General features: G+C 71.8%; 26 protein-coding genes. 12 read left to right on the forward strand and 14 right to left on the reverse strand.

All coding sequences use genetic code 11. The features are described 5' to 3' along the window. Nucleotide 1: 1 nt before the first annotated feature. Nucleotides 2-421, forward strand: coding sequence for a VOC family protein (locus LRS07_RS01420; RefSeq protein WP_260502004.1), 420 nt, complete (start codon nt 2-4; stop codon nt 419-421). 16 nt (nt 422-437) lie between these two features. Here the strand turns inward: LRS07_RS01420 and LRS07_RS01425 are convergent, their stop codons facing one another. From LRS07_RS01425 to ssb, 7 genes are all read right to left on the reverse strand, one after another. After that, the gene (locus LRS07_RS01425; RefSeq protein ID WP_260500261.1) at nt 438-1,511 is read right to left on the reverse strand and encodes a sulfate/molybdate ABC transporter ATP-binding protein; all 1,074 of its coding nucleotides are present in this window, start codon (nt 1,509-1,511) and stop codon (nt 438-440) included. Next, nucleotides 1,508-2,416: a sulfate ABC transporter permease subunit CysW gene (cysW, locus tag LRS07_RS01430; protein ID WP_260500262.1), complete on the reverse strand. Its 909-nt coding sequence runs from the start codon at nt 2,414-2,416 to the stop codon at nt 1,508-1,510. The genes LRS07_RS01425 and cysW overlap by 4 nt, the downstream gene beginning before the upstream one ends. A 13-nt stretch (nt 2,417-2,429) precedes the next feature. Further along, nucleotides 2,430-3,266 carry a sulfate ABC transporter permease subunit CysT gene (cysT, locus tag LRS07_RS01435; RefSeq protein WP_260500263.1) on the reverse strand — a complete coding sequence of 279 codons (837 nt, stop codon included), beginning with the start codon at nt 3,264-3,266 and terminating at the stop codon, nt 2,430-2,432. A gap of 152 nt (nt 3,267-3,418) precedes the next feature. Further along, a complete protein-coding gene (locus LRS07_RS01440) occupies nt 3,419-4,411 on the reverse strand; it encodes a sulfate ABC transporter substrate-binding protein (RefSeq protein ID WP_260500264.1) in 993 nt (330 codons plus the stop codon). Nucleotides 4,412-4,608: 197 nt separating this feature from the next. Continuing rightward, nucleotides 4,609-5,265 carry a DUF4142 domain-containing protein gene (locus LRS07_RS01445; RefSeq protein WP_260500265.1) on the reverse strand — a complete coding sequence of 219 codons (657 nt, stop codon included), beginning with the start codon at nt 5,263-5,265 and terminating at the stop codon, nt 4,609-4,611. An 86-nt stretch (nt 5,266-5,351) separates the two neighbouring features. Then, entirely contained in the window at nt 5,352-5,708 is a 357-nt protein-coding gene (locus LRS07_RS01450) for a thioredoxin family protein (protein WP_260500266.1), read from the reverse strand. A 17-nt stretch (nt 5,709-5,725) separates the two neighbouring features. Next, nucleotides 5,726-6,265: a single-stranded DNA-binding protein gene (gene ssb / locus LRS07_RS01455; RefSeq protein WP_260500267.1), complete on the reverse strand. Its 540-nt coding sequence runs from the start codon at nt 6,263-6,265 to the stop codon at nt 5,726-5,728. Here ssb and LRS07_RS01460 point away from each other — a divergent pair. From LRS07_RS01460 to LRS07_RS01480, 5 genes are all read left to right on the forward strand, one after another. Beyond that, complete coding sequence (locus LRS07_RS01460) at nt 6,237-8,432, forward strand: RecQ family ATP-dependent DNA helicase (protein WP_409450586.1); 2,196 nt, start codon at nt 6,237-6,239, stop codon at nt 8,430-8,432. The genes ssb and LRS07_RS01460 overlap by 29 nt on opposite strands. Before the next feature lie 202 nt (nt 8,433-8,634). Beyond that, on the forward strand, nt 8,635-8,967 hold the full coding sequence (locus tag LRS07_RS01465; protein WP_260500269.1) for a BON domain-containing protein: 333 nt from the start codon (nt 8,635-8,637) through the stop codon (nt 8,965-8,967). Between the two features lie 28 nt (nt 8,968-8,995). Next, nucleotides 8,996-9,298 carry a glycine zipper domain-containing protein gene (locus LRS07_RS01470; RefSeq protein ID WP_260500270.1) on the forward strand — a complete coding sequence of 101 codons (303 nt, stop codon included), beginning with the start codon at nt 8,996-8,998 and terminating at the stop codon, nt 9,296-9,298. Nucleotides 9,299-9,322: 24 nt separating this feature from the next. Continuing rightward, nucleotides 9,323-9,484, forward strand: coding sequence for a DUF1328 domain-containing protein (locus LRS07_RS01475; protein ID WP_260500271.1), 162 nt, complete (start codon nt 9,323-9,325; stop codon nt 9,482-9,484). Nucleotides 9,485-9,658: 174 nt separating this feature from the next. Then, on the forward strand, nt 9,659-11,068 hold the full coding sequence (locus LRS07_RS01480; protein WP_260500272.1) for a CHASE3 domain-containing protein: 1,410 nt from the start codon (nt 9,659-9,661) through the stop codon (nt 11,066-11,068). Between the two features lie 7 nt (nt 11,069-11,075). Here LRS07_RS01480 and LRS07_RS01485 read toward each other — a convergent pair whose 3' ends face one another. Beyond that, nucleotides 11,076-11,501 carry a response regulator gene (locus tag LRS07_RS01485; RefSeq protein WP_260500273.1) on the reverse strand — a complete coding sequence of 142 codons (426 nt, stop codon included), beginning with the start codon at nt 11,499-11,501 and terminating at the stop codon, nt 11,076-11,078. 35 nt (nt 11,502-11,536) lie between these two features. Continuing rightward, nucleotides 11,537-12,175, reverse strand: a complete 639-nt coding sequence (locus LRS07_RS01490) for a response regulator (RefSeq protein WP_260500274.1) — start codon at nt 12,173-12,175, stop codon at nt 11,537-11,539. 343 nt (nt 12,176-12,518) lie between these two features. On the opposite strand from LRS07_RS01490, the gene uvrA reads away from it, so the two are divergent. Beyond that, nucleotides 12,519-15,449: an excinuclease ABC subunit UvrA gene (gene uvrA / locus LRS07_RS01495; protein WP_260502005.1), complete on the forward strand. Its 2,931-nt coding sequence runs from the start codon at nt 12,519-12,521 to the stop codon at nt 15,447-15,449. Beyond that, nucleotides 15,449-15,979 (forward strand): CAP domain-containing protein, encoded by a 531-nt coding sequence (locus LRS07_RS01500; protein ID WP_260500275.1) that lies wholly within the window; start codon nt 15,449-15,451, stop codon nt 15,977-15,979. Before uvrA ends, LRS07_RS01500 begins: the two co-directional genes overlap by 1 nt. On the opposite strand, the gene LRS07_RS01505 is transcribed toward LRS07_RS01500, so the two are convergent. Beyond that, complete coding sequence (locus LRS07_RS01505; protein ID WP_260500276.1) at nt 15,934-16,908, reverse strand: MHFG family PEP-CTERM protein; 975 nt, start codon at nt 16,906-16,908, stop codon at nt 15,934-15,936. The genes LRS07_RS01500 and LRS07_RS01505 overlap by 46 nt on opposite strands. Before the next feature lie 140 nt (nt 16,909-17,048). Here LRS07_RS01505 and LRS07_RS01510 point away from each other — a divergent pair, with 140 nt between their 5' ends. Further along, nucleotides 17,049-17,651: a 2-hydroxychromene-2-carboxylate isomerase gene (locus tag LRS07_RS01510; protein ID WP_260500277.1), complete on the forward strand. Its 603-nt coding sequence runs from the start codon at nt 17,049-17,051 to the stop codon at nt 17,649-17,651. 119 nt (nt 17,652-17,770) lie between these two features. Here the strand turns inward: LRS07_RS01510 and LRS07_RS01515 are convergent, their stop codons facing one another. Then, on the reverse strand, nt 17,771-18,307 hold the full coding sequence (locus LRS07_RS01515) for a DUF2946 family protein (protein WP_260500278.1): 537 nt from the start codon (nt 18,305-18,307) through the stop codon (nt 17,771-17,773). Nucleotides 18,308-18,426: 119 nt separating this feature from the next. Here LRS07_RS01515 and LRS07_RS01520 point away from each other — a divergent pair, with 119 nt between their 5' ends. Further along, on the forward strand, nt 18,427-18,876 hold the full coding sequence (locus tag LRS07_RS01520) for a cache domain-containing protein (protein ID WP_260502006.1): 450 nt from the start codon (nt 18,427-18,429) through the stop codon (nt 18,874-18,876). Between the two features lie 45 nt (nt 18,877-18,921). Further along, a complete protein-coding gene (locus tag LRS07_RS01525) occupies nt 18,922-20,481 on the forward strand; it encodes a methyl-accepting chemotaxis protein (protein ID WP_260500279.1) in 1,560 nt (519 codons plus the stop codon). Here the strand turns inward: LRS07_RS01525 and LRS07_RS01530 are convergent. Genes LRS07_RS01530 through purU form a run of 3 tightly spaced genes read right to left on the reverse strand, consistent with a single transcriptional unit; the run spans nt 20,462 to nt 22,867 of the window. Then, nucleotides 20,462-21,496: a YheT family hydrolase gene (locus LRS07_RS01530; protein WP_260500280.1), complete on the reverse strand. Its 1,035-nt coding sequence runs from the start codon at nt 21,494-21,496 to the stop codon at nt 20,462-20,464. The genes LRS07_RS01525 and LRS07_RS01530 overlap by 20 nt on opposite strands. Before the next feature lie 22 nt (nt 21,497-21,518). Next, entirely contained in the window at nt 21,519-21,974 is a 456-nt protein-coding gene (locus LRS07_RS01535) for a YybH family protein (protein ID WP_260500281.1), read from the reverse strand. Continuing rightward, nucleotides 21,971-22,867 carry a formyltetrahydrofolate deformylase gene (purU, locus tag LRS07_RS01540; RefSeq protein WP_260500282.1) on the reverse strand — a complete coding sequence of 299 codons (897 nt, stop codon included), beginning with the start codon at nt 22,865-22,867 and terminating at the stop codon, nt 21,971-21,973. Before purU ends, LRS07_RS01535 begins: the two co-directional genes overlap by 4 nt. Nucleotides 22,868-22,979: 112 nt before the next feature. Here purU and LRS07_RS01545 point away from each other — a divergent pair, with 112 nt between their 5' ends. After that, nucleotides 22,980-23,657: a sigma-70 family RNA polymerase sigma factor gene (locus LRS07_RS01545; protein ID WP_260500283.1), complete on the forward strand. Its 678-nt coding sequence runs from the start codon at nt 22,980-22,982 to the stop codon at nt 23,655-23,657. The last annotated feature ends 32 nt before the right edge of the window (nt 23,658-23,689 follow it).

Consider the following 23,689-nt stretch of genomic DNA (forward strand, 5'->3'; position numbering starts at 1 on the left):
CATGGCCCAACCGCTGTTCCACCTCGCCTTTCCGGTGCACGACCTCGACGCCGCCCGGGCCTTCTACGGCGGCCTGCTCGGCTGCCCGGAGGGCCGCAGCAGCGCCGAGTGGATCGACTTCGACTTCTACGGCCACCAGATCGTCGCCCACCTCGCGCCGCCGAAGCGGCAGGCCGACCACACCAACCCGGTCGACGGCCACGAGGTGCCCGTGCCGCACTTCGGCGCGGTGCTGAGCCTGGACGAGTTCTGGGCGCTGGCCGACAAGCTGAAGGCCGGCGGCATCCGCTTCCAGATCGAGCCGCACGTGCGGTTCCAGGGCCAGCCCGGCGAGCAGGCGACGATGTTCTTCTACGACCCCTCGGGCAACGCGCTGGAGTTCAAGGCGTTCGCCGACCGGTCGATGGTGTTCGCCACGTAGGCGCGGCCCGCGGGCCTCAGATCATCGCCGCCGGGTCCATCGGCTCTTCGCTGGCGGCGACGCCGGAGACGAAGCGGGTCACGCGGCGGGGTTTCAGCCAGGCCGGCGCGCCGGTCTGCAGGCCCAGCCGGTCGCGCAGCCGGTGGTACTCGGCGCGCGGCAGCTCCACGTCGACGTAGCTGCCGTCGTCCTCGCGCTTGAACTCGAGCCGGGTCTGCGGCCCGACGGTCAGCGCCTGCGACAGCGTCACCGCCAGCGCCCCCTCGGCGGGCTCGCCCAGCACCTGCAGCTCGTGGGGGCGCACGTAGCTCACGTCCTCGGCATGCTGGTGGCCGCCGGGGGCGTGGCCGAAGCGGCCGTGGAAGAGGTTGACGTCGCCCAGGAACTGCAGCACGAAGGGCGTGGCGGGGTGGTCGTACACCTGGTCGGGCGTGCCCTGCTGCTCGATGCGGCCCTGGTTCATCACCACCACGCGGTCGGCCACCTCCATCGCCTCTTCCTGGTCGTGGGTGACGAAGACGCTGGTGACGTGCATCTCGTCGTGCAGCCGGCGCAGCCAGCGGCGCAGGTCCTTGCGCACCTTGGCGTCCAGCGCGCCGAAGGGCTCGTCGAGCAGCAGCACCTTGGGCTCCACCGCCAGCGCGCGGGCCAGCGCGATGCGCTGGCGCTGGCCGCCGGACAGCTGGTGCGGGTAGCGGTCGGCCACCCAGTCCAGCTGCACCAGCTTCAGCAGCTGCTCCACCTTGGCCTTGATGTCGCGCTCGCTCGGCCGCGTCTGCTTCGGCCGCACGCGCAGCCCGAAGGCCACGTTCTCGAAGATGCTCATGTGCGGGAACAGCGCGTAGTGCTGGAACACGAAACCGACCTCGCGCTCGCGCACGTCGGTGTTGGTCGTGTCCTCGCCGTGGAAGCGCACCTCGCCGGCGTCCGGCACCTCCAGCCCCGCGATGATGCGCAGCAGCGTCGTCTTGCCGGAGCCGGACGGGCCGAGCAGCGCGACCAGCTCGCCGGAGCCGATGTCCAGGTCCAGGTTGTCGCAGACGACGGTCTTGCCGAAGGCCTTCCTCAAGCCACGGACCTCGATGCTCATGCGTGTTCTCCTTGCACCGCACCGCGGCGCTGCGCCAGCACCCGGCGCTCGACGATGTACTTGAGCACCAGCGTGACCAGCGCCAGGCCGGCCAGCAGCGACGCGACCGCGAAGGCGGCGGCGAACTGGTACTCGTTGTAGAGGATCTCGATGTGCAGCGGCATGGTGTTGGTCTGTCCGCGGATGTGACCGCTGACCACCGACACCGCGCCGAATTCGCCCATCGCCCGCGCGTTGCACAGGATCACGCCGTACAGCAGGCCCCACTTGATGTTGGGCAACGTGACGCGGCGGAAGATCTGCCAGCCGGAGGCGCCGAGCACCCGCGCCGCCTCCTCCTGCTCGATGCCCTGGGCCTGCATCAGCGGGATCAGCTCGCGCGCGACGAAGGGGAAGGTCACGAAGATGGTCGCCAGCACGATGCCGGGCACCGCGAAGATGACCTTCAGGTCGTGGTCGCGCAGCCATTCGCCGAACCAGCCCTGCAGGCCGAACACCAGCACGTAGATCAGGCCGGAGATCACCGGCGAGACCGAGAACGGCAGGTCGATCAGCGTGATCAGCAGGTCCTTGCCGCGGAAGTCGAACTTGGCGATGCACCAGGCCGCGGCCACGCCGAAGACCAGGTTCAGCGGCACCGCGATGGCCGCGGTGAGCAGCGTCAGCTTGATGGCCGACAGCGCGTCCGGCTCGACGATGGCGGCCAGGTACACCTCCCAGCCCTTCTTCAGGGCCTCGACGAAGACGGTGACCAGCGGCAGGAACAGGAACAGGGTGAGGAACAGCAGCGCGATCGCGATCAGCAGGCGGCGCACCCAGGCCGGCTCGGTGGTGGGGGCCACGCGGCGGCGCTGCGGGGCGGCCGGTGCCACGGGGGTGATGGCGGGGGTGGTCAGGGCGTTCATGGCGGGGAGGTCGTCACTGGCCCTGCCGCCGGCGGGCCCACGCCTGCAGCAGGTTGATCACGAGCAGCATGGCGAAGCTGACGACCAGCATCACCACCGCGATGGCGGTGGCGCCGGCGACGTCGTACTGCTCCAGCTTGCTGATGATCATCAACGGCGTGATCTCGGAGACCATGGGGATGTTGCCGGCGATGAAGATGACGCTGCCGTACTCGCCCAGCGCACGCGCGAAGGCCAGGGCGAAGCCGGTCAGCAGCGCCGGCATCAGCGTCGGGAAGACGACGCGGCGGAAGGTCTGCCAGCGGTCGGCGCCCAGCGTGGCCGCGGCCTCCTCCATCTCCTTGGACAGGTCCTCCAGCACCGGCTGCACGGTGCGCACGACGAAGGGCAGGCCGATGAACAGCAGCGCGATGAACACGCCCCAGGGGGTGAAGCTGATCTTGGTGGGCGCGAACCACTGGCCGACCCAGCCGTTGGTCGAGTACAGCGCCGTGAGCGTGATGCCGGCGACCGCGGTGGGCAGGGCGAAGGGCAGGTCCACCAGCGCGTCGACCAGCCGCTTGGCGGGGAAGTCGTAGCGCACCAGCACCCAGGCGATGAGCAGGCCGAACACCGCGTTGACCGCCGCCGCCGCCAGCGACGCGCCGAAGGTCAACCGGTAGGAGGCCAGCACGCGGGGCGACGCCACCGCCGCCCAGAAGGCCTCGCCGGTCATCGTCGCGGCGCGCAGGAAGGTGGCGGCCAGCGGCACCAGCACGATGAGGCTGAGGTAGGCCAGGGTGAGGCCGAGCGCCAGGTCGAAGCCGGGCAGCACGCTGTGGCGCCTGAGCAGGGTGCGGGAGAGGAACATGTCAGTGCCGCCCGGCCGCCCGCAGGCACTGGACGCCCCCTCGGGGGGCAGCGAACGAACGTGAGCGTGGGGGCTTCATTTCAGCGGGGCTTGGGCGCGAGAAGGGCCGGCGAAGCCGGCCCCTTGGATGCGCGAGGTCGAGCAAGAGCGCCCTAGCGCTTGGAGATCTGGTCGTAGATCGCGCCGTCGTTGAAGTGGTCGGCCTGGGCCTTGCGCCAGCCGCCGAAGACCTCGTCCACGGTGAAGGTGCTGATCTTCGGGAACTCGGCGGCGTACTTGGCGAGGATCTTCTCGTTGCGCGGCCGCAGGTTGTGCTTGACCGCGATCTCCTGCCCCTCGTCGGACCAGAGGTACTTGAGGTACTCCTCGGCCAGCTTGCGGGTGCCGCGGCGGTCGACCACCTTGTCGACCACCGCCACCGGGTTCTCGGCCAGGATGGTGGAGCGGGGGTAGACGATCTCGAAGTTCTTGCCGAACTCCTCGACGATGGACTGCACCTCGGATTCGAAGGTGACCAGCACGTCGCCGATCTGGCGCTGCGCGAAGGTGGTGGTGGCGGCGCGGCCGCCGCCGTCGAACACCGGCACCTGCTGGAAGATCTTCTGCACCATCTCGCGCGCCTGCGCGGGGGTCTGGCCGGCCTTGATGGCCGCGCCCCAGGCGGCCAGGTAGCCGTAGCGGCCGTTGCCGGTCACCTTCGGGTTGGGGATGATGGGGGCGACGCCGGGCTTGGCCAGGTCCGGCCAGTCCTTGATGCCCTTCGGGTTGCCCTTGCGCACCATGAACACCGTCACCGAGGTGTTGGGCGCGGCGCCGTTGGGCAGCCGCTTGGCCCAGTCGGCGGCGATGAGGCCCTTGTCGGCCACCATGTCGATGTCCAGCGCCTGGTTCATCGTGATGACGTCGGCCTCCAGCCCCTCGATGACGGAGCGCGCCTGCCGGCTCGAGCCGCCGTGCGACTGGTTGATCACCTGGTCCTCGCCGGCGGTCTTCTTCCAGTGAGCGGCGAAGGCCCTGTTGTAGTCCTTGTAGAACTCCCGCGACACGTCGTAGCTGACGTTGAGCAGCGGCGGCGCGGCCTGCGCCAGCGGCAGGACGGCAACCAGCGCGAGGGCAAGCAGGGCGCGGCGGGGAAGCAGGGTCATGGACGGGGTTCCAGGGTTCGGCGGAGGTCGACCTGGCGGCAACCGGCCCGCCAGGGGCGCGCATGCTAAAGCCAGGCACGCCGTCACGGAACGATTCAGTGCCTATTTGCTTATGCGCGGACCAATGAAGACGCCTCGCTGGACGAGGCGCATCGCCGCCCTGGGCGGGACGGCGCCTGCGCCGTCCCCTCGGCTCGCTACTGCCGGGTCGTCGCCTTGTCGGCGCTGGCGGACTTCTCGCCGCCGCCCACCTTCGCGTTCACGTCCTTGGCCATCTGCAGGTGGTGCTGCAGCGACGGCAGCATCTTGGTTGCCCAGGCCTTGACCTGCGGGTCCTGAGCGCTCTGCGAAGCCTTCTGGAACAGCTTGACGGTGTCCTCGTGCGCCTTGACGCCGATCTGCTCCGAATAGCGGCGGTCGAACTTGTCGCCGTCGCTGGCCTCGAGCAGCTTCATCTTCGCCTTCTGGGCCACCGAGGGCTCCTTCGGCACCTCCAGGCCCTTGCTCTGCGCCAGCTGCATCAGCTCGGCGTTGGCTTTGGTGTGGTCGTCGATCATCTGGCTGGCGAAGGCCTTGACGTCGGCGCTGGTGGCCTTGCTCTGGGCCAGCTTGCTGGCCTCCACCTCGGCCAGGCTGTTCTGCGCGGCCTGCTTGAGGAAGCCGGCGTCGGCCCGGGGCAGCTTGGCCTCGCCGCCGCGGCGGTTGTCGTCGTTGGCCGTCTGGCGGGCGGCGCCGCCGGGGGTGGCTGCGGCGTTGCCGCTGGTGCTGCTGCCGGTCGTGCCGGACTGGGCGTGCACCACGCCGGCCGCGGCCATCGCCGCCACCAGGGCCAGGGTGCGCAGGCTGTTGTTCATGTCGATCTCCTTCGGGGAATGCGCGGACCCGCCCGGTTGGCGGGGGCGTCCCCCGAAGTTCGGCAAGCCCCGTTCCCAGGCGATGGTCAGCGCAGCGCGCGCACGGCCTGCAGCAGCGCGCCCGCCGCGGCGGCGCTCAGGCCCGGCGCGGCGGGGGGCAGCGCCCCGGCTTCGGCGGCGGCGAGCAGGCGCTGCAGCGTCGCCGCCTCCGGCGTGAGCGGCCCGAGGAAGCGCAGCGTGTCGCCCTCGGCGATCAGCAGCGTCGGGAAGTCGTCGACGTCCAGTTCGGCCGGCAGGCGATCGGCCTCGTCCTCGATGTCGACGTAGACGAAGCGGTGCCCGGCGTGGGCCCGGGCCACGGCGTCGAACAGCGGGCGGTAGGCCTCGCAGGTGCGGCACCAGGCCGCACACAGGCAGGCGACGAGCAGCGCGGGTGCCGCCATCCCCACCGCGCCCCGGGTCAGAAGGGGATGTCGTCGTCCATGTCGTCGAAGCCGGTGTTCGACTTCGGCGCCGGCGCGGGCCGCGGCGCCGCCGGGGCGCGCGGGGACGGGGCGCTGCGGCGCTGCGGGGCGGCGCCGGCGTCGTCGCCGAAGCCGGCGTCCTGCCGCTCGCGGCCGCCGTAGCCGCCCTCGTCGCCACCGCCCATGCCACCGCCGGCGCCGTCGCGGCTGCCCAGCAGCTGCATCGTCTCGGCGATGACCTCGGTGGTGTAGTTGTCCTTGCCGTCCTGGCCCTGCCACTTGCGGGTCTTGAGCCGGCCCTCGACGTAGACCGGGCGGCCCTTCTTCAGGTACTCGCCGGCGATCTCGGCCAGGCGGTCGTAGAAGACCACCCGGTGCCATTCGGTCTCCTCCTGGCGCTCGCCGCTGTCGCGGTTCTTCCAGTTGCGGGTCGTCGCCACGCTGACGTTGCACACCGCGGCGCCGCTGGGCGTGTAGCGCAGTTCCGGGTCGCGACCGAGGTTGCCGATGAGGATGACTTTGTTGACGGAGGCCATGGCGGTTCCTCGGACGGAAAGGACGGGTTCGGGTGGACCGGCAAGCTTACCAGCGCGACCGACGGCGCCGGCCTCCCACGGCTGCAGCGCACGGCGGCGGACGCCGCCGCGAGGCCGACGGTACGATGCCCGGCTTCGCGGGCCTCACGCCCCCTTCGCCGTCCTCCGCCCCCGCCCGCCCGTGTCCGCCACCCTCGCGCCCGCCAGTCACGCCACGCCCGCCGCGGGGCCCGCAGCGCTGCAGGTGCTGCGCGACGTCTTCGGCTACGCCGCCTTCCGGGGCCCGCAGCAGGCCATCGTCGAGCACGTCAGCGCCGGCGGCGACGCCCTGGTGCTGATGCCCACCGGCGGCGGCAAGAGCCTGTGCTACCAGGTGCCGGCCATCGTGCGGCACCGCGCCGGGCAGGGCGTGACGGTGGTCGTCAGCCCGTTGATCGCGCTGATGCACGACCAGGTCGGTGCGCTGGACGAGGCCGGCGTGCCGGCGGCCTACCTCAATTCCTCCTTGTCGATGGAGGAGGCGCAGCAGGTCGAGCGGCGCCTGATGCGCGGCGAGCTGGTGCTGCTGTACGCCGCGCCCGAGCGGGTGACCAACGCCCGCTTCCTCGCCATGCTGGGCTCGCTGCACGAGCGCGGGCTGCTCGGCCTGTTCGCCATCGACGAGGCGCATTGCGTGAGCCAGTGGGGCCACGACTTCCGCGAGGACTACCTGGCGCTGGACCTGCTGCACGAGCGCTTCCCGGGCGTGCCGCGCATCGCGCTCACCGCCACCGCCGACAGCCACACCCGCGCCGACATCGTCGAGCGGCTGCAACTGCAGGAGGCGCGCACCTTCATCAGCAGCTTCGACCGGCCGAACATCCGCTACACCATCGTCGAAAAGGACAACGCGCGCACGCAGCTGCAGCGCTTCATCCGCGACGAGCACGAGGGCGAGGCCGGCATCGTCTACTGCGGCAGCCGCAAGAAGGTGGACGACACCGCGGCCTGGCTGGAGGGCGAGGGCATCAGCGCCCTGCCGTACCACGCCGGCATGGACGCCGCGCAGCGCCGCCGCCACCAGGACCGCTTCCTGCGCGAGGAGGGCCTGGTGATGGTGGCCACCATCGCCTTCGGCATGGGCATCGACAAGCCGGACGTGCGCTTCGTCGCCCACCTCGACCTGCCGAAGACGATCGAGAGCTACTACCAGGAGACCGGCCGCGCCGGCCGCGACGGCCTGCCCGCCGAGGCCTGGATGACCTACGGCCTGGCCGACGTGGTGAACCAGCGCCGCATGATCGACGAGAGCCCCGCCGGCGAGGAGTTCAAGCGTCTGCAGCGCGGCAAGCTCGACGCCCTGCTGGCGCTGGCCGAGTCGCACGACTGCCGCCGCGTGCGGCTGCTGGCGTACTTCGGCGAGACGTACCAAGCGCCGGACGCGGATCCGGGTGTCCCGGGCCGCGGCCAGCCGCCTCGGGGGGCAGCGACCGACGGCAGCGTCGGGGTCCGTTGCGGAAACTGCGACAACTGCCTCCTGCCGCCGCAGACCTGGGACGCCACCGACGCCGCCCGCAAGGCCCTGTCCTGCGTCTACCGCTTCCGGCAGCACGAGGGCGGCTTCGGCGCGCGGGCCTTCGGGGCGGGCCACCTCATCGACGTGCTGCGTGGCAAGGCCACCGACAAGGTGGCGCAGTACGGCCATGAGCGCCTGTCCACCTTCGGCATCGGCGCCGACCTGTCGGAGCAGCGCTGGCGCGGCGTGCTGCGCCAGCTGGTGGCGCTCGGCCACCTGCGCGCCGAGGGCGAGTTCAACACGCTGGAGCTGACCGCCGAGGCGCGGTCGGTGCTGAAGGGCGAGCAGCGGGTGGTGCTGCGCGAACCGCGCGAGGCCACCGGCCGCGGCACCCGCCGGCGCGAGGTGCGCGCCGGCAGCCGCACCGCCGAGGCGCTGCAGCTCGAAGGCCAGGCGCAGGTGCGCTTCATGGCGCTCAAGGCCTGGCGAGGCGAGGTGGCGCGCGAGCACAACCTGCCGGCCTACGTCGTCTTCCACGACGCCACGCTGGCCGACATGGCGCGCGAGCAGCCCGCGTCGCTGGAGGCACTGGCCGGCATCGCCGGCGTCGGTGCTAAGAAGCTCCAAGCCTACGGCGAGCAGATCCTGCGCGTGCTGCAGTCGGCCGGCTGAAGCCGCCCGGCGCAGGGGCCGGGCAGTTGTCAGCAACGGCTGACAGCGCTTTCAGCCCCGTGGCCCGGGCCGGTCGGCCCCGGCCGACAGACCGCCTGTGCCGGCGACCGTAGATTCCCCCCACGCCCTCGGCCAGTGGTACGGCGGCGGTCCCTACCGGGCCGCGCCACCGCACGACGGCTGCTCAACAAGGAGAAACACCATGCCCGCTTTCAAGTCCGCCCTCACCGTCACCGCCCTGTGCGCCGCCCTCGGCGGCGGCCTGCTCGTGTCCGGCTGCTCGTCCACGCCGACCAGCAAGAGCACCGGCGAGGTCATCGACGACGCCTGGATCACCACCAAGGTGAAGGCCGCGTTCGTCGAGGACCCGCAGGTAAAGGCGCTGGACATCAAGGTCGACACCTACAAGGGCACCGTGCAGCTCAGCGGCTTCGCCAACAGCGGCGCCGAGATCACCCGCGCCGCGCAGCTGGCGCGCGGCGTCAAGGGCGTGCAGTCGGTCAAGAACGACATCCGCCTGAAGACCGCCGGCTGACGCCGGACGAGCCCACGAGGAGATTGCGATGAACACCGTGAGAAACGCCCTGCGCCGCGACCTGGACCATGTGATGTCGCGCTTCGACCACCTCATGCACCAGGCCGGCGACGTGGTGCAGGCCGGCAACAGCAGCTGGCGCAACAAGCTGTCGATGGCCGGCGGTGGGCTGCGCGACAAGTGGAGCGGCATCGACATGCGCCAGCAGGCGCGCGGCGCGGTGCGCAGCACCGACGAGCTGGTGCATGCGCACGCCTGGAAGGCCGTCGGCATGGGTGCGCTGCTGGGGCTGGCGCTGGGCTTCCTGGCGTCGCGCATGGACCGGCGCTGAGCGCCCGCCCAGCCACCTGACGCCATGCTGTACTACGCCGCCGTCTTCCTGGTCATCGCGCTGATCGCCGCGGTGTTCGGTTTCGGCGGCATCGCCGCCGGCGCCGCGGGCATCGCGAAGATCCTGTTCATCATCTTCATCGTCGGCTTCGTCGTGTCGCTGGTGATGGGGCTGATGCGACGGTGACGCCCGCGCCGCGGGCCGGCGCGACCTGAGACACTGCACCGGCGCTGCCGCCCCGTCGCACCGGCGGGGCGGCAGCGCCACATCCATGCAGAGCCCCGCCTCCGACGACAAGACCGCCTCCGCCGCAGCACCCCCGCCCACCACGCCCGCCCGCCCCCCGGCTGGCGGCAGTCGGTGCCGCCGCGTGTGCTGCTCATCCTGCTGCTCACCGCGCTGATCTCGGTGATCGTGCTGGGCATCTCGGAACTCGCGTTCCTCGAGATCGAGAGCGCCGGCAGCGCCGAGCGCCAGACCACCGAGGCCCGGCAGCAGCTGGAAGCCATGCGGCAGGCGATGTCGCAGGCCGAATCGGCGCAGCGCGGCTACCTGATCACCGCCGACGAGCGTTACCTGCAGCCCTTCCAGGGCGCGATCGACCGGCTGCGCCGCAGCCGCGCCGACCTGCTGCGGCTGGCGGCGCTGCTGCCGTCGCTGCGCGAGCCGCTGCAGCAGATGGCGCCGTTGATCGACGAAAAGCTCGACGAGCTGGCCCTGACGGTGCACTACAGCCAGCAGGGCAACCGCATCGACGCCATCCAGATCGTCGTCTCCAACCGCGGCGTGACGCTGATGGAGGAGATCGAGAAGCAGGGCCAGCGGCTGCGCGACGAACTCGACCGCCTGGCCCAGGCCCGTGCCGCCGACCTGCACCGCATCTACCTGCTGCAGCGGCTGGGCGTGGGCCTGATCGTCCTGCTGAACCTGGTCTTCCTCGCCATCCTGGGCGTGCGCACGGTGCGCCACTTCACCGAACGCGACCGCCACCGCGCGGAGCTCGCCCGGCAGGCGCAGGCGCTGGAGCACACGGTGGCCGAACGCACCGAGGAGCTGTCCTCGCTGTCCAGCTACCTGCAGGCCAGCCACGAGCGGGAGAAGGGACGCCTCGCCCGCGACCTGCACGACGAGCTGGGCGGCATCCTGACCGCGGCCAAGATCGACGCCTCCTGGCTGGAGGGCTTCGCCGCGGCCGGCGGGCCGGACGTGCAGCAGCGCATGAAGCGGCTGCAGTCGTCGCTGGACGAGGCGGTGGAGCTCAAGCGCCGCGTCATCGAGCACCTGCGGCCGAGCCTTCTCGACCACCTCGGCCTCGGGCCGGCGGTGGAGTGGTTCGTGGAGGAAACCTGCGGCAAGGCGGGCCTGGCGCACGAGGTGGTGCTGGAGGACGCCGATGCACCGGTGCCGCCGGAACTGGCGATCGCCGTCTACCGCATCGTGCAGGAGAGCATGGCCAACGCCGTGCAGTACGCCAATGCGAAGCGGGTGCGCGTGGCGCTGGCGATCGGCTTCCACGACCTCACGCTGGCGGTGGAGGACGACGGCGTGGGCATCGCCGACTTCCGGCCCGACCACCTGCCGCAGGGCATCGCCGGCATGCGCCAGAGGGCGCGGTCCCTGGGCGGCAGCCTCTCGGTCGAGACCGCGCCGGGCCAGGGCACCGCCATCCGCGTGCGCTTCACCCTGCCTCAGACGCCGCCCACCCGCGACGACGACGCGACGGCGCACGGAGACGGTGACCTGGCCGCGGCGGCGGCGCCGCCGCCGTAGCGGTGGCTCAGCGCTGCTGAGCGCGCGCCTCGATCAGCACGCGCACCTGGGCGAACTCGCGGCTCTTGTCGAGGAAATGGTCGGCGCCGGCGCGTTCGCAGGCGTGACGCAGCACCGGCAGGGTGTGGTTGGTCAGCACGATGAGCAGCGGCCGCTGCCCACCCTTGCGCTGCCGGATGCGCTGCAGCACGCCCATCCCGGTGCCGGCGCGCAGGTTGAGGTCGACCACCACCACGTCGGGCTGCGTGCCGTCGAAGGTGCTCACCGCCTGCTCCTCGCTGTCGGCCACGCCGACGACGTCGAAGCGGCCCGGCTCCTCGATCAGCTCGCGCAGCATCAGCTGCACCCGCGGCAGGTCCTCGACCAGCAGCACCCGCAACGGCGGCAGGGCGCTGTCGGGCCGGTCGTCATCGGCGACGGGGACGACGTGCATGCGGGGTGTCACGGTGGCGTGGCGAGGACCGGGCGTCACGGGATGAGGTCGTTCTTGACCGCGTACTGCGTCAGCTCGGCGTTGGTGCGGAAGCCCATCTTCTCCAGCACCCGCGCCCGGTAGGTGCTGACCGTCTTCGACGACAGGCACAGGTCGTCGGCAATCTCGGTCACGCTGCGGCCGACCACCAGCTTGGAGAAGATCTGGAACTCGCGCTCCGACAGCCGCAGGTGCATCGGCTGCTCGATGTCGTGCGTCAGCCCGGCGGCCAGCTTCTCCGCCAGCTTGGGGCTGATGTAGCGCCGGCCGGCGGCCACCGTGCGCACCGCGGCGACCAGCTGGTCGGGCGCCAGTTCCTTGCTCAGGAAGCCGCTGGCGCCGGCCTTCAGCACGTTCAGGCCGTACTGGTCTTCCGAGTACGCCGACAGGATGAGGATGGCCACGTCCGGCTGGCCGGCCTTGGCCTGGCGCAGCACGTCGATGCCCGAGAGGTCCGGCAGCGACAGGTCGACCAGGCAGACGTCGAGCTTGCCGGTGCGGATGGCCGTGAGCGCCTCGCGGCCGGTGCCGCCCTCCGCCTCGATGACGATGTCGCTGTGCTGGGTGAGGATGTAGCGAAACCCGGCCCGCACGATGTCGTGGTCGTCGAACAACCCCAATCGGATGGTGAGCACGTCGGTTTCTCCTGCCCTGCTTGGTGTGGTTGACGGCACTGTACTGCCCGGCCGCGCCGCGCGGCAGCGCCGGCCGCCCGTCAGCGCTGTCGGCCGAGGATGCGAAGCGCTGTCAGGGCCGCCTGACATCCCCGCCGACGGGCCTGCCTGCGCCAGGGAGGCCGGGCCGCGGCGGGATCGGCGCCATGGTTGCACGGCGCGGCAGACGCGGTGGCTATGATCGACCGTTTGACCCGCCCTTGACCCGGCGCAGCCGTTCGGGACCCTGATGAGCGCCCCACCCGCCGACCCGCCCCGCCACCCGACGCCCGTTGGTTCGCCGCTGCCGGTCGACCCGGACGAGATGCCGCCGCAGCCGGTGCCGTCCGCGCAGGCGGAGGGCCCGGCGGAGCGCGGCCGCTGGGTGCGGGTGCGCGGCGCTCGCACCCACAACCTGCGCAACATCGACCTCGACCTGCCGCGCGACGCGCTGGTGGTGATCACCGGGCTGTCGGGCTCGGGCAAGTCCAGCCTGGCCTTCGACACGCTGTACGCCGAGGGCCAGCGGCGCTACGTGGAAAGCCTGTCGGCCTACGCGCGGCAGTTCCTGCAGCTGATGGACAAGCCCGACGTCGACGTCATCGAGGGCCTGTCGCCGGCCATCGCCATCGAGCAGAAGGCCACCAGCCACAACCCGCGCTCGACCGTCGGCACGGTGACCGAGATCCACGACTACCTGCGCCTGCTCTACGCCCGCGTGGGCACGCCGTTCTGCCCGGTGCACCGGCTGCCGCTGCAGGCTCAGAGCGTGAGCCAGATGGTCGACGCGACGCTGGCGCTGCCGGAGGACACCCGGCTGGCGGTGCTGGCGCCGGTGGTGCGCGACCGCAAGGGCGAGTTCGGCGAGCTGTTCCAGGACCTGCAGGCGCAGGGATACGTGCGCTTCCGCATCGACGGCCGCATGGTGGACGTGTCCGACCTGCCCAAGCTGAAGAAGAACGACAAGCACGACATCGACGTGGTGCTGGACCGCCTGCGCGCACGGCCCGACGCGCGCCAGCGGCTGGCCGAGAGCTTCGAGACGGCGCTGCGGCTGGCCGACGGCCGGGCGCTGGCCTGGGAGCTGCCGCAGGACGACGGCGGGCCGGGCCGGGAGCACCTCTTCTCCAGCCGCTTCGCCTGCCCGGTCTGCAGCTGGTCGCTGCCCGAACTCGAGCCGCGGCTGTTCTCCTTCAATTCGCCGATGGGCGCCTGTCCCCACTGCGACGGCCTGGGCCAGGTGACGGTGTTCGACCCCGAGCGGGTGGTCGCCTTTCCGTCGCTCAGCATGGCCAGCGGCGCGGTCAAAGGCTGGGACCGGCGCAACGGCTACACCTGGTCGGTGCTCGACAGCGTGGCCAAGCACTACGGCTGGAACCTGGAGGCGCCCTTCGAAGCGCTGCCGGAGGAGGCCAAGCGGGTGCTGCTGCACGGCTCGGGCGACACCGAGATCGCCTTCACCTACACCAGCGAAGGCGCCAACGGCCGCAGCCGCAGCGTCAAGCGCCGGCACCCCTTCGAAGGGATCATCCCCAACTTCGAGAGGCGCTGGCGCGAGACCGACTCGCCCACGGTGCGCGAGGAACTGGCCCGCCTGCAGGCGGCCCGGCCCTGCCCGCACTGCGAGGGCACGCGGCTGAAGACCGAGGCGCGCCATGTGCTGCTGCAGGGCCAGGACCCGGACCTGCCGGCGCTGCCGATCTACGCGGTGGAGCGGCTGACGCTGGCCAACGGCCTGCGGCACTTCGAGCAGCTGAGCTTCTCCGGCCAGAAGGCCGGCATCGCCGACAAGGTGGTGCGCGAGATCCGCGCGCGGCTGAAGTTCCTCAACGACGTCGGCCTCAACTACCTGAGCCTGGAGCGCAGCGCGGACACGCTGTCCGGCGGCGAGGCGCAGCGCATCCGGCTGGCCAGCCAGATCGGCAGCGGCCTTACCGGCGTGATGTACGTGCTGGACGAACCCAGCATCGGGCTGCACCAGCGCGACAACGAACGGCTGATCGGCACCTTGAAGCACCTGCGCGACCTGGGCAACAGCGTGCTGGTGGTGGAGCACGACGAGGACATGATCCTCGCCGCCGACCATGTGGTGGACATGGGCCCCGGCGCCGGCGTGCACGGCGGCCAGGTCATCGCCCAGGGCACGCCCGCCGAGGTGCTGGCCCATGGCGGGTCGCTGACCGGGCAGTACCTGTCGGGCCGGCTGGCCATCGAGGTGCCGGCGCAGCGGGTGGCGCCCAGACCCGACGCGATGCTGCGCATCACCAACGCCACCGGCCACAACCTCACCGGCGTGACGGTGGAGGTGCCGGTCGGCCTGCTGACCTGCGTCACCGGCGTGTCGGGGTCGGGCAAGAGCACGCTGGTCAACGACACGCTGTACGCGGCGGTGGCGCGCAAGCTGTACAACAGCCATGCCGAGCCCGCGCCGCACGACGAAATCGAGGGGCTGGACGCCTTCGACAAGGTCATCAACGTCGACCAGAGCCCGATCGGCCGCACGCCGCGCTCGAACCCGGCGACCTACACCGGCCTGTTCACCCCGATCCGCGAGCTGTTCGCCGAGGTGCCGGCGGCGCGGGAGCGAGGCTACGGGCCGGGCCGCTTCAGCTTCAACGTCGCCGGCGGCCGCTGCGAGGCCTGCCAGGGCGACGGCGTGCTGAAGGTGGAGATGCACTTCCTGCCCGACGTCTACGTGCCCTGCGACGTCTGCCATGGCCGGCGCTACAACCGCGAGACGCTGGAGATCCTCTACAAGGGCCACAACATCACCCAGGTGCTGGACCTGACGGTGGAGGACGGGCTGGCGCTCTTCGACGCGGTGCCGGCCATCGCGCGCAAGCTGCAGACGCTGATGGACGTCGGCCTCGGCTACGTCAAGCTGGGCCAGAGCGCGACCACGCTGTCGGGCGGCGAGGCGCAGCGGGTGAAGCTGGCGCTGGAGCTGTCCAAGCGCGACACCGGCCGCACGCTGTACATCCTCGACGAGCCGACCACCGGCCTGCACTTCCACGACATCCGGCTGCTGCTGCAGGTGCTGCACCAGCTGCGCGACGCCGGCAACACCATCGTCGTCATCGAGCACAACCTGGACGTGATCAAGACCGCGGACTGGCTGATCGACATGGGCCCGGAGGGCGGCGCCGGCGGCGGCCGGGTGGTGGCGGTGGGCACGCCGGAGGCGGTGGCCGCCGATGCGGCCAGCCACACCGGGCGCTACCTGGCGCCGCTGCTCCAGCGCGCGCGCCGCGGCTGATGGCCCACCGCGCGGCGCCGAAGCGGACGCCGACCGTCGCGGCGCTGGTGGCGGCCCTGTCGATCGCGCTGCCCGACGCCGCACCGGCGCAGGGCCGGCCCCGCGCCTGCGCCGGAGATCCCGCCGTGTGGCTGTCGCAGCTCAACGCCTGGCGGGCGCAGCCGCAGCCCTGCGGCGCCGGCTCGGTCGCCGCGCCACCGTTGCAGGCCGACGCCCGGCTGCAGGACAGCGCCCAGGCGCAGGCGTTGGCGATCGCGGAGCGCGACGACCTGTCGCACCAGGACCAACGCGGGCAGACGTTGGCCGAGCGGCTGCGAGAGCGCGGCATCGTCGTCCGCCAGGCCGGTGAGGCGGTGGCCGGCGGACAGGATCTTTTCCAGGGGGTGCTGGAGCGCTGGCGCGACAGCCCGGCGCATTGCGCCATCGCCGCCGACCCCCGCTTCGCCGGCGGCGGCATCGCCTGCGCGGAACGCGAGGGCTCGCGCTACGGCCGCTTCTGGGTGTTGCAGGCGGGCACGACCCGCCGCTGACGCGCGCGGGCGGCCAGCATCGCGGCCAGCCCCGCCGCCAGCAGCAGCACGGTAGCGGTTTCGGGCACCGGGGTGACGGCATCGGGCAGCAGCAGGCGGCTGCCGTCGCCGTCCTCCGGCGTTGCCGGCCGGTTGCCCTCACCACCACCGCCGAACGGGCCGGTCTGCAGCGCGATCTGCGCCGTGCCGCCCTTGCCACCGCCACCACCGGCCGGCGCACCACCGAAGGCGCCTCCCCCGGCGAAACCGACCGGACCGGCGCCGCCGACGGCGCTGCCGCGCCAGGCCGGCATGCCGCCGACCAGCACCGGCCCGGCCAGTTGGCCGAAGGAGCCGGGCTGCGCCTCGCCGACGGGCGCCGCCACCAGCGACGGTCCGCCGGCGGCCGGCGGCTCGAATTCCAGCGGGTCGTCCAGCACCAGCAGCCCGCCGGGCAACAGCGCATCCGGCTCGGCTTCGGCGGTTCGCGCCGGACCGCTGCCCTGCGGCCGCTCGACGATGCGGCTGACGTTGCGGCACACCGTGGGCACCAGCACGCAGTGGCCGCTGTCGCAGAAGACGAGCCCGCGCTCCTCCTGCTTCTCGTGCCAGCGGGCACGCGTCACCTCGCGGCAGACGCTGCCGGCGCCGAAGTGCATGTCGCGGATGGCCGGCTCGTACTGCCGCTGGCCGACCACGCTGTCACGTCGGATCACCACCAGGTCGTCGTACTGGCGGCCGGCCATGCGCGCCTTCAGCCGCTGCCGCACGTCGGCAGGGATGTCGGCATAGCGGTCGACCGCCGCCACCACGTCGCCCATGAAGGGGTTGTGGCCCGGCCGGTCCCAGCTGCAGCGCGCAAGCGTCTCCTGGGCATGCGCCGGCCCCAGGGCCAGCAGCAGGCCGAAGGCCAGTGCCCACAGGAGGGCGGGGAGACGGGGCGCTTGCATGGGAGGGGATTGTCAACACCTGAAACATCCTGTAGTGCGCAATGCGCCGCTCGCACGAGGGATCCCTACATGCGCCGTCAAGGAAGCCGTGAAATCCGGCACGCCCTGCCGCGGACGGCGTCGCTGCTAAGGTCCGCGCCATGGACATCGACTACTACTTCGCGCCCCATTCCCCCTGGAGCTACCTGGGCCACCAGCGCCTGTGGGACCTGGCCCGCGCACACCGGGCGACGCTGCACGTGCTGCCGGTGGACCTGGGCGGCAAGGTGTTCCCGGTGTCCGGCGGGCTGCCGCTGTCCAAGCGGGCGCCGCAACGCCAGGCCTACCGCCTGGTCGAGCTGCGCCGCTTCAGCGAGTGGCTGGGCCAGCCGCTGAACCCGCAGCCGCGCTTCTTCCCCGTGCAGCCCGACGACGCGGCCCGGCTCATCATCGCCGTCGACCTGCACGACGGCACCGACGCGGCCATGCGCTTCGCCGGCGCGGTGATGCGCGCGGTGTGGGTGCAGGAGCGCAACATCGCCGACGAGGCGACGCTGGCCGCGCTGCTGACCGAGCAGGACCTGCCGGCCCAGCGGCTGGAGCAGTCGCATTCGCAGCAGGTGCATGAGCGCTACGAAGCCGACACCCAGCGGGCCATCGACCTCGGCGTGTTCGGCGCGCCGAGTTACGTGATCGACGGCGAGATCTTCTGGGGCCAGGACCGGCTCGACTTCGTCGAGCGGAAGTTGAGCCCCCGGCCGTAGGCGGCCGCCCCCGCGGGGGCCACCACGACGGACCGGGGGACCCGGATCCGTCGGGGCGCGCTAAGTGGCAGCCCGCCCCTGGTCGCCTGCGGCGACCCGTCCCCATGGGGACGAGTCCTTCATGGCGTGCGCTGCCGGTCGGCCGCCGGGCTCAGCCGGTAGCCGAAGCGGCCCGGCATCTCGGCGAAGGGCAAGACCTGCGGCGCCGGCCAGCGGCCGGCGTCCAGCGCGTCGGACGCGGCCAGCGTGTCCAGCGAGAACAGCAGGCCGAAGCCGACGTCGGTGTGGAGGAACAGCCGGTCGGACTCGTCCAGCCAGCAGCCCTGCACCGTCGCCGGCCGGCCGGTGTGCGACCGCACGGTGCCGTCGGCCGCCAGGCGCCACACCCACGGCGCGGCTTCCAGCTCGACGTAGACCCGCTGCGGTCCGTTCTGGAAGTACCAGGCGCCGTGCTCGTCGGCCTGGTAGTTGCGGCCGATGAAGTCGCACAGCCCCTCGTGCTGCAGGCGGCTGCCCTTGACCCGGGCGAAGGGGCCGGCCGCCTGCGTCGGGTCGTCGCGCAGGTACCAGTCGCCGCGCGCGTCCAGGCCCAGCCAGTCCCAGCAGTGCGGCACCTGGGGCCACTTCTTCAGCGCGGCTTCGACGATCGGGTCCATGGGCGCACTCTACGACCGAGTCGGTGAAACCGCACGGTCGTGGTGCTCCGTGGTGTCAATGGTCGCGCCGCGCGGCCGATATACCGCAGACCCCCAACCCCCATGAAGGATTCGCCGTGATGCATTGGAAGACCACCCTTGCCGCCGTTGTGCTGGCCTGCAACGCCACCGTGGCGACGGCGGAAACGATGGGCGACGGCAAGGCGCTGCTGGGTGCTGCCGTGGCCGAGCTGAAGACCAAGGGCCCCGACGCCGCGATCCAGGAGTTCAACAGCGGCGGCAAGTGGGTCAAGGGCAACATGTACGTCGTCATGGCCGACTTCACCGGCGTGATGCTCGTCCATTCGGCGAACCAGAAGATCGTCGGCAAGAACATGTTCGAGGTGAAGGACGCGACCGGCCGCCTGTTCGTGCAGGAAGCCATCAAGGCCGCCCAGTCGGGTGCCGGCGAGACCGCCATCCCGCTGCGCTGGATGAACCCGACGACCAAGAAGATCGACTCCGGCCACATCATCGTCACCCGGGCTTCGGGCAAGGACGCCTACGTCGGCGCGGTGTACTTCGAGTAAGCCGTCCGCGGCGTCCACCTTCACCTTGGCACCGAGGAGCCGGCCTTGCAATTGTTCGACAACCTTTCGCTGCGGCTGAAGCTGTTGTTGGTGCCCGCGTTCTGCCTGGCCTGTCTGGTCGGCACGGCGGCGCTGGGCCTGTGGGGGCTGTCCCGTCACGGCCAGGCGCTCACGCTGGTCAGCGAGCAGCGCCTGCCCAGCTATGCCTTCACGTCGAAGCTGGAGTCCGACCTGCGCGACCTGAACGGACTGGTCAACCAGTCCCTGGTGTTCGAAGCGCTGGAATACGAGGCCAAGCTCATCCAGGCGATCGACCGCCGGGTCGGCCAGTTGGGCGGTGACATGTCCAAGGCGCTGGAACAGCGCATCGAGCAGACCGGCGCCGGCGACGAGCGCCAGGCGCTGGAGGCCATGGCCAAGGCCCTGGGCGCCTACCGCCGCTACGTGACCGACACCCTGGACATCAAGTCCTCCGGGCTGCCGACGGCCGCGACGTTCTTCAGCGCCGCCAGCGCGGAGTACGAGAAGCTGCTGACGCTGGTGTCACAGGTCAGCGCCGGGCAGTTGCGGCAGACCGCCGCCGACGTCTCCCAGGCCCAGGCCGAGGGGCGGCGGGTGGAGTGGGTGCTCAGCGTGACGGCACTGCTCACGGTGGTCGTCGCGCTGGCCGGCAGCCTGCTGCTGGTGCGCGCCATGCTGCGCCGCCTGACGGCGTTGAGCGCGTCGATGCAGGCGCTGGCCTCGGGCGACCTGACGGCCTCGGTGACGGCGGCCGGCCAGGACGAGATCGGGGCCTTGATGCGCGACACCGAAGCGGTGCGGCAGGGCCTGGCCCAGTCGCTGCGCACGGTGCAGCAGGCGTCCGAGGCGGTGCGGCTGGCGGCAGAGGAAATCGAGGCCGGCACGGCCGACCTCGGCGCGCGAACGGAAGCGGCCTCCGCATCGCTGCAGGAGACCAGCGGTGCGATGAACCAGCTGGCGAGCGCCGTCAACGGCCATGCAGGCACCGCGGAGCAGGTGGCCGACAGCGCGCAGCAGGCCGCGCAGCATGCCCGCGACGGCGGCGCCATGGTCGAGCAGGTGGTGCAGACGATGGCCGACATCAGCATCGCCAGCAAGCGGATCGCCGAGATCACCGGCGTCATCGACGGCATCGCCTTCCAGACGAACATCCTGGCGCTCAACGCCGCCGTGGAAGCCGCGCGGGCCGGCGAGCAAGGCCGGGGATTCGCCGTCGTGGCGGGCGAGGTGCGCACGCTGGCCCAACGGTCGGCGTCGGCGGCCAAGGAGATCAGCGGCCTGATCAAGGACTCCGCCGCCCATGTCGAGTCGGGCAGCCGGCTGGTCGGCCAGGCCGGCAGCGCGATCACGCAACTGGTGGATCAGGTCAGCGACGTGTCGGGGCGCGTGGTGCACATCCGCGAAGCCATGCTGCAGCAGCGCAGCGACATCGGCGAGATCAACGGCAACCTGAACGGCCTGGACGGCTCGACCCAGCAGAACGCCGCCATGGTGGAGCAGGCCGGTGCCGCCTCCACCGCGCTGAAGCAGCAGGCCGATCGCCTGGCCTGCGCCGTCCAGCGCTTCAAGCTGGCGCCGACCTGAGCGGCACGGCGGCCGGACCGGGCGCCGCCCCGGCCTGTTCGGCCAGCCACGCCGTCACCGCCTGCGGCAACGTCACCAGATGCCCCGGCGGCCAGCCGCCGGGGAAGCCGACGTGCCCGCCATGCGCCGGCTGCCACAGCGTCACGTGGCGTCCCACCTCGTGCGGCCGCGGCAGCGAGGCGGCGGGGATGAAGGGATCGTTGAGCGGGTTGAGCAGCAGCGCCGGCAGCCGGATGTCGGCCAGCCGCGGTTTGGACGACGCGCGCGTCCAGTAGTCGTCGACCCCGCCGAAGCCGTGCAGCGGCGCGGTGAACACGTCGTCGAACTCGTACAGGGTGCGCGCGCGGCGCAGCCGCTCGAGGTCGAACAGCCCCGGGTGCTGCCGCCACTTGGCCACCGCCTTGGGCTTCATGGTGTGCAGGAAGAGGCGGGTGTAGACCTGCCGGTTGAAGCCGCGGCCGATGGCATGGCCGCCGGGCGCCATGTCCACCGGCGCGCACACCGCCGCCAGCGCGGCGACGGTGGCGCGGCCGCCGTCGCCGGCCTCCTCGGCCCAGCGCAGCAGCGCATTGCCGCCCAGCGACACGCCCACCGCGAGCACCGGCCGCCGCCGGTCCTGGCGCAGCCGCTGCAGCATCCAGCCCACCTCTTCGAAGTCGCCGCAGTGGTAGGCGCGCGGCGCCAGGTTGAGCTCGCCCGAACAGCCGCGGAAGTGCGGCAGCGCGAAGTCCCAGCCCAACGCGGTCGCCGTGGCGGCGAAGGCCTGCGCGTAGTGGCTGGACGAGGAGCCCTCGAGCCCGTGGAACAGCACCAGCAGCGGCGGCTCGTCGCCACCGTCGGCCGCCGGCCGAGGGGCGCTGCAGCGGTCCACGTCGACGAAGTCGCCGTCCGGCGTGGTCCAGCGCTCGCGCCGCAGGCGAGGCGCCGGCCCGGCGTGGCGGCGCGACCACAGCGCCGGCCAGATGGTCTGCAACTGGCCGCCGATCAGCCAGCGGGGGGCGCGGTACCGCTCCATGCGCAGTGTGGCGCGGCGTCCTTCAGTGCAGGACCGAGGGCGCGGGCTCGCCGATCTCCGGCAGTTCGGTCGCCATGGCCGGGCTGGCATGGTGGGCCAGCAGGCGCCAGCCCTGGTCGGTCTTGAGGTAGACGTTGGTGGCCGCCACCCAGGCCGGCTCGCGGGCCTCGGCCGGACCGATCTCCACCCGCACCAGCAGGTGGTGCACCGCGAAGGAGGGCTGGCTGACGCGGCGCACCTTGTCGCCCTGCACCGGGATGCCGCCATTGGCGAACACCGACTCGAAGCCGGCGCGGATGGCGTGGTGGCCGACCAGCCGCGGGCCGCCGGGCAGCACGCAGGCCACGTCCTCGTCGTCGGCCCACACCGCCATCAGCTTGTCCAGGTCGGCCTGCTGCAGCGCCTCGTAGAACTGCGCCTCGATGTCGTCGGGCGACGCGAACAGCGCGGCCTGCGGCGGCGGGCGGCGAGCCGTCACCGGAACACCACGCACTTGTGGCCGTTCATGAGGACCCGGTGCTCGACGTGCCAGCGCACGGCGCGGGCCAGCACCACGCACTCGATGTCGCGGCCGACGGCGGTGAAGTCCTCGGCGCTGAGGGTGTGGTCCACCCGCTCGACGTCCTGCTCGATGATCGGGCCCTCGTCGAGCTCGGCGGTGACGTAGTGCGCGGTGGCGCCGATCAGCTTGACCCCGCGCGCGTGCGCCTGGAAGTACGGCTTCGCGCCCTTGAAGCTGGGCAGGAAGCTGTGGTGGATGTTGATGGCGCGGCCCTTGAGCTGCGCGCAGAACTCGGCGCTGAGGATCTGCATGTAGCGCGCCAGCACCACCAGGTCGATGCGTTCGCGTTCGACCAGCGCCATCACCTGCTGCTCCTGGGCGCGCTTGGCCTCGGCGTCGACGGCGGCATCGCCCGTCTTCTTCAACGGCAGGTGGTGGAAGGGAATGCCGTAGCCCGCGGCCAGTTCGGCGTAGTCCGGGTGGTTGGAGACGATGGCCGGGATGTCCACCGGCAGCTGGCCCGAGCGCCAGCGGAACAGCAGGTCGTTCAGGCAGTGGCCGTGCTGGCTGACCATCAGCAGCAGGCGCGGCCGGTCGCCCACCGCGTGGAAGGCGAGGTCCATGCGGTGCTGGCCACGCGCATGGGCGAACAGCGTCTGCAGCGTCGCCACCGTGGACAAATGCTCGGGCGCCTGGAAATGCACCCGCATGAAGAACAGGCCGGTTGCATCCGCACCGTCCAGGTCGCCGTACTGCTGGGAGTCGATGATGTTGCAGCCGGCCTGGTAGAGCAGGCCGCTGACGGTGTAGACGATGCCCTTGGCGTCGGGACAGGAGAGGGTGAGGATGAACTCGTTGTGGCGCGGCATGGACGGCGATCCTTGCCCGGGATTGTAGGGATCCGACATCATGGGGCTGCACACCGCGGAGTCGATCCGCCTGCCGTCCAGCCCGGGCGCCCCGCGCCGCCGTGAAAGACCGATGAAGACCGACCACGACGCCTGGCCCCAGAAGAGCCACGACCTGTCGCAGCTGCTGGCGCGCACCGCGCTCGGCGACCGCGTGGCCTTCGCCTCGCTGTACCGCCGCACCAGCGGCCACCTGCTGGCGGTGGTGCTGCGCATCCAGCGCGACCGCGCGCTGGCCGAGGAGCTGCTGCAGGAGGTCTACGTCAGCGTGTGGAAGGCGGCCGGCGGCTTCGACGCCGCGCAGAGCCAGCCGCTGACCTGGCTGACCAGCATCGCCCGCAACCGCGCGATCGACAGCCTGCGCCGCGCGGCCACGCAGCCGCAGACGGTGAGCGCCACCCGCGACGAGGACGATGAACGGCCCGACGAAAGCGAGGCGCGGGCCGACGGCGCCCCCGGTCCCGCCGAGCTGCTCGACCGCGCCAGCGAGGCCCGTCAGCTGGCGCTGTGCATGCAGGACCTGAGCGCCGTGCAACGCCAGAGCGTGGCGCTGGCCTTCTTCGACGGCCTGTCGCATGCCGAGGTGGCCGAGCACCTGCGGCAGCCGCTGGGCACGGTGAAGTCCTGGGTGCGGCGCGCGCTGATCTCGCTGCGCGCCTGCCTGGAGCGCGCGGTCCAGCGCGAGCAGCAGGGCCCACCGACGGCCGGCGCCGGCGACGCACTCCACCGGGCCAAGGCCCAGAAGGCATAGACATGACGCCCGCACGTTCACCGTCTTTCGCC

Origin of the sequence: Aquabacterium sp. J223, assembly GCF_024666615.1 — a bacterium.
Classification (GTDB): Bacteria; Pseudomonadota; Gammaproteobacteria; order Burkholderiales; family Burkholderiaceae_C; genus J223.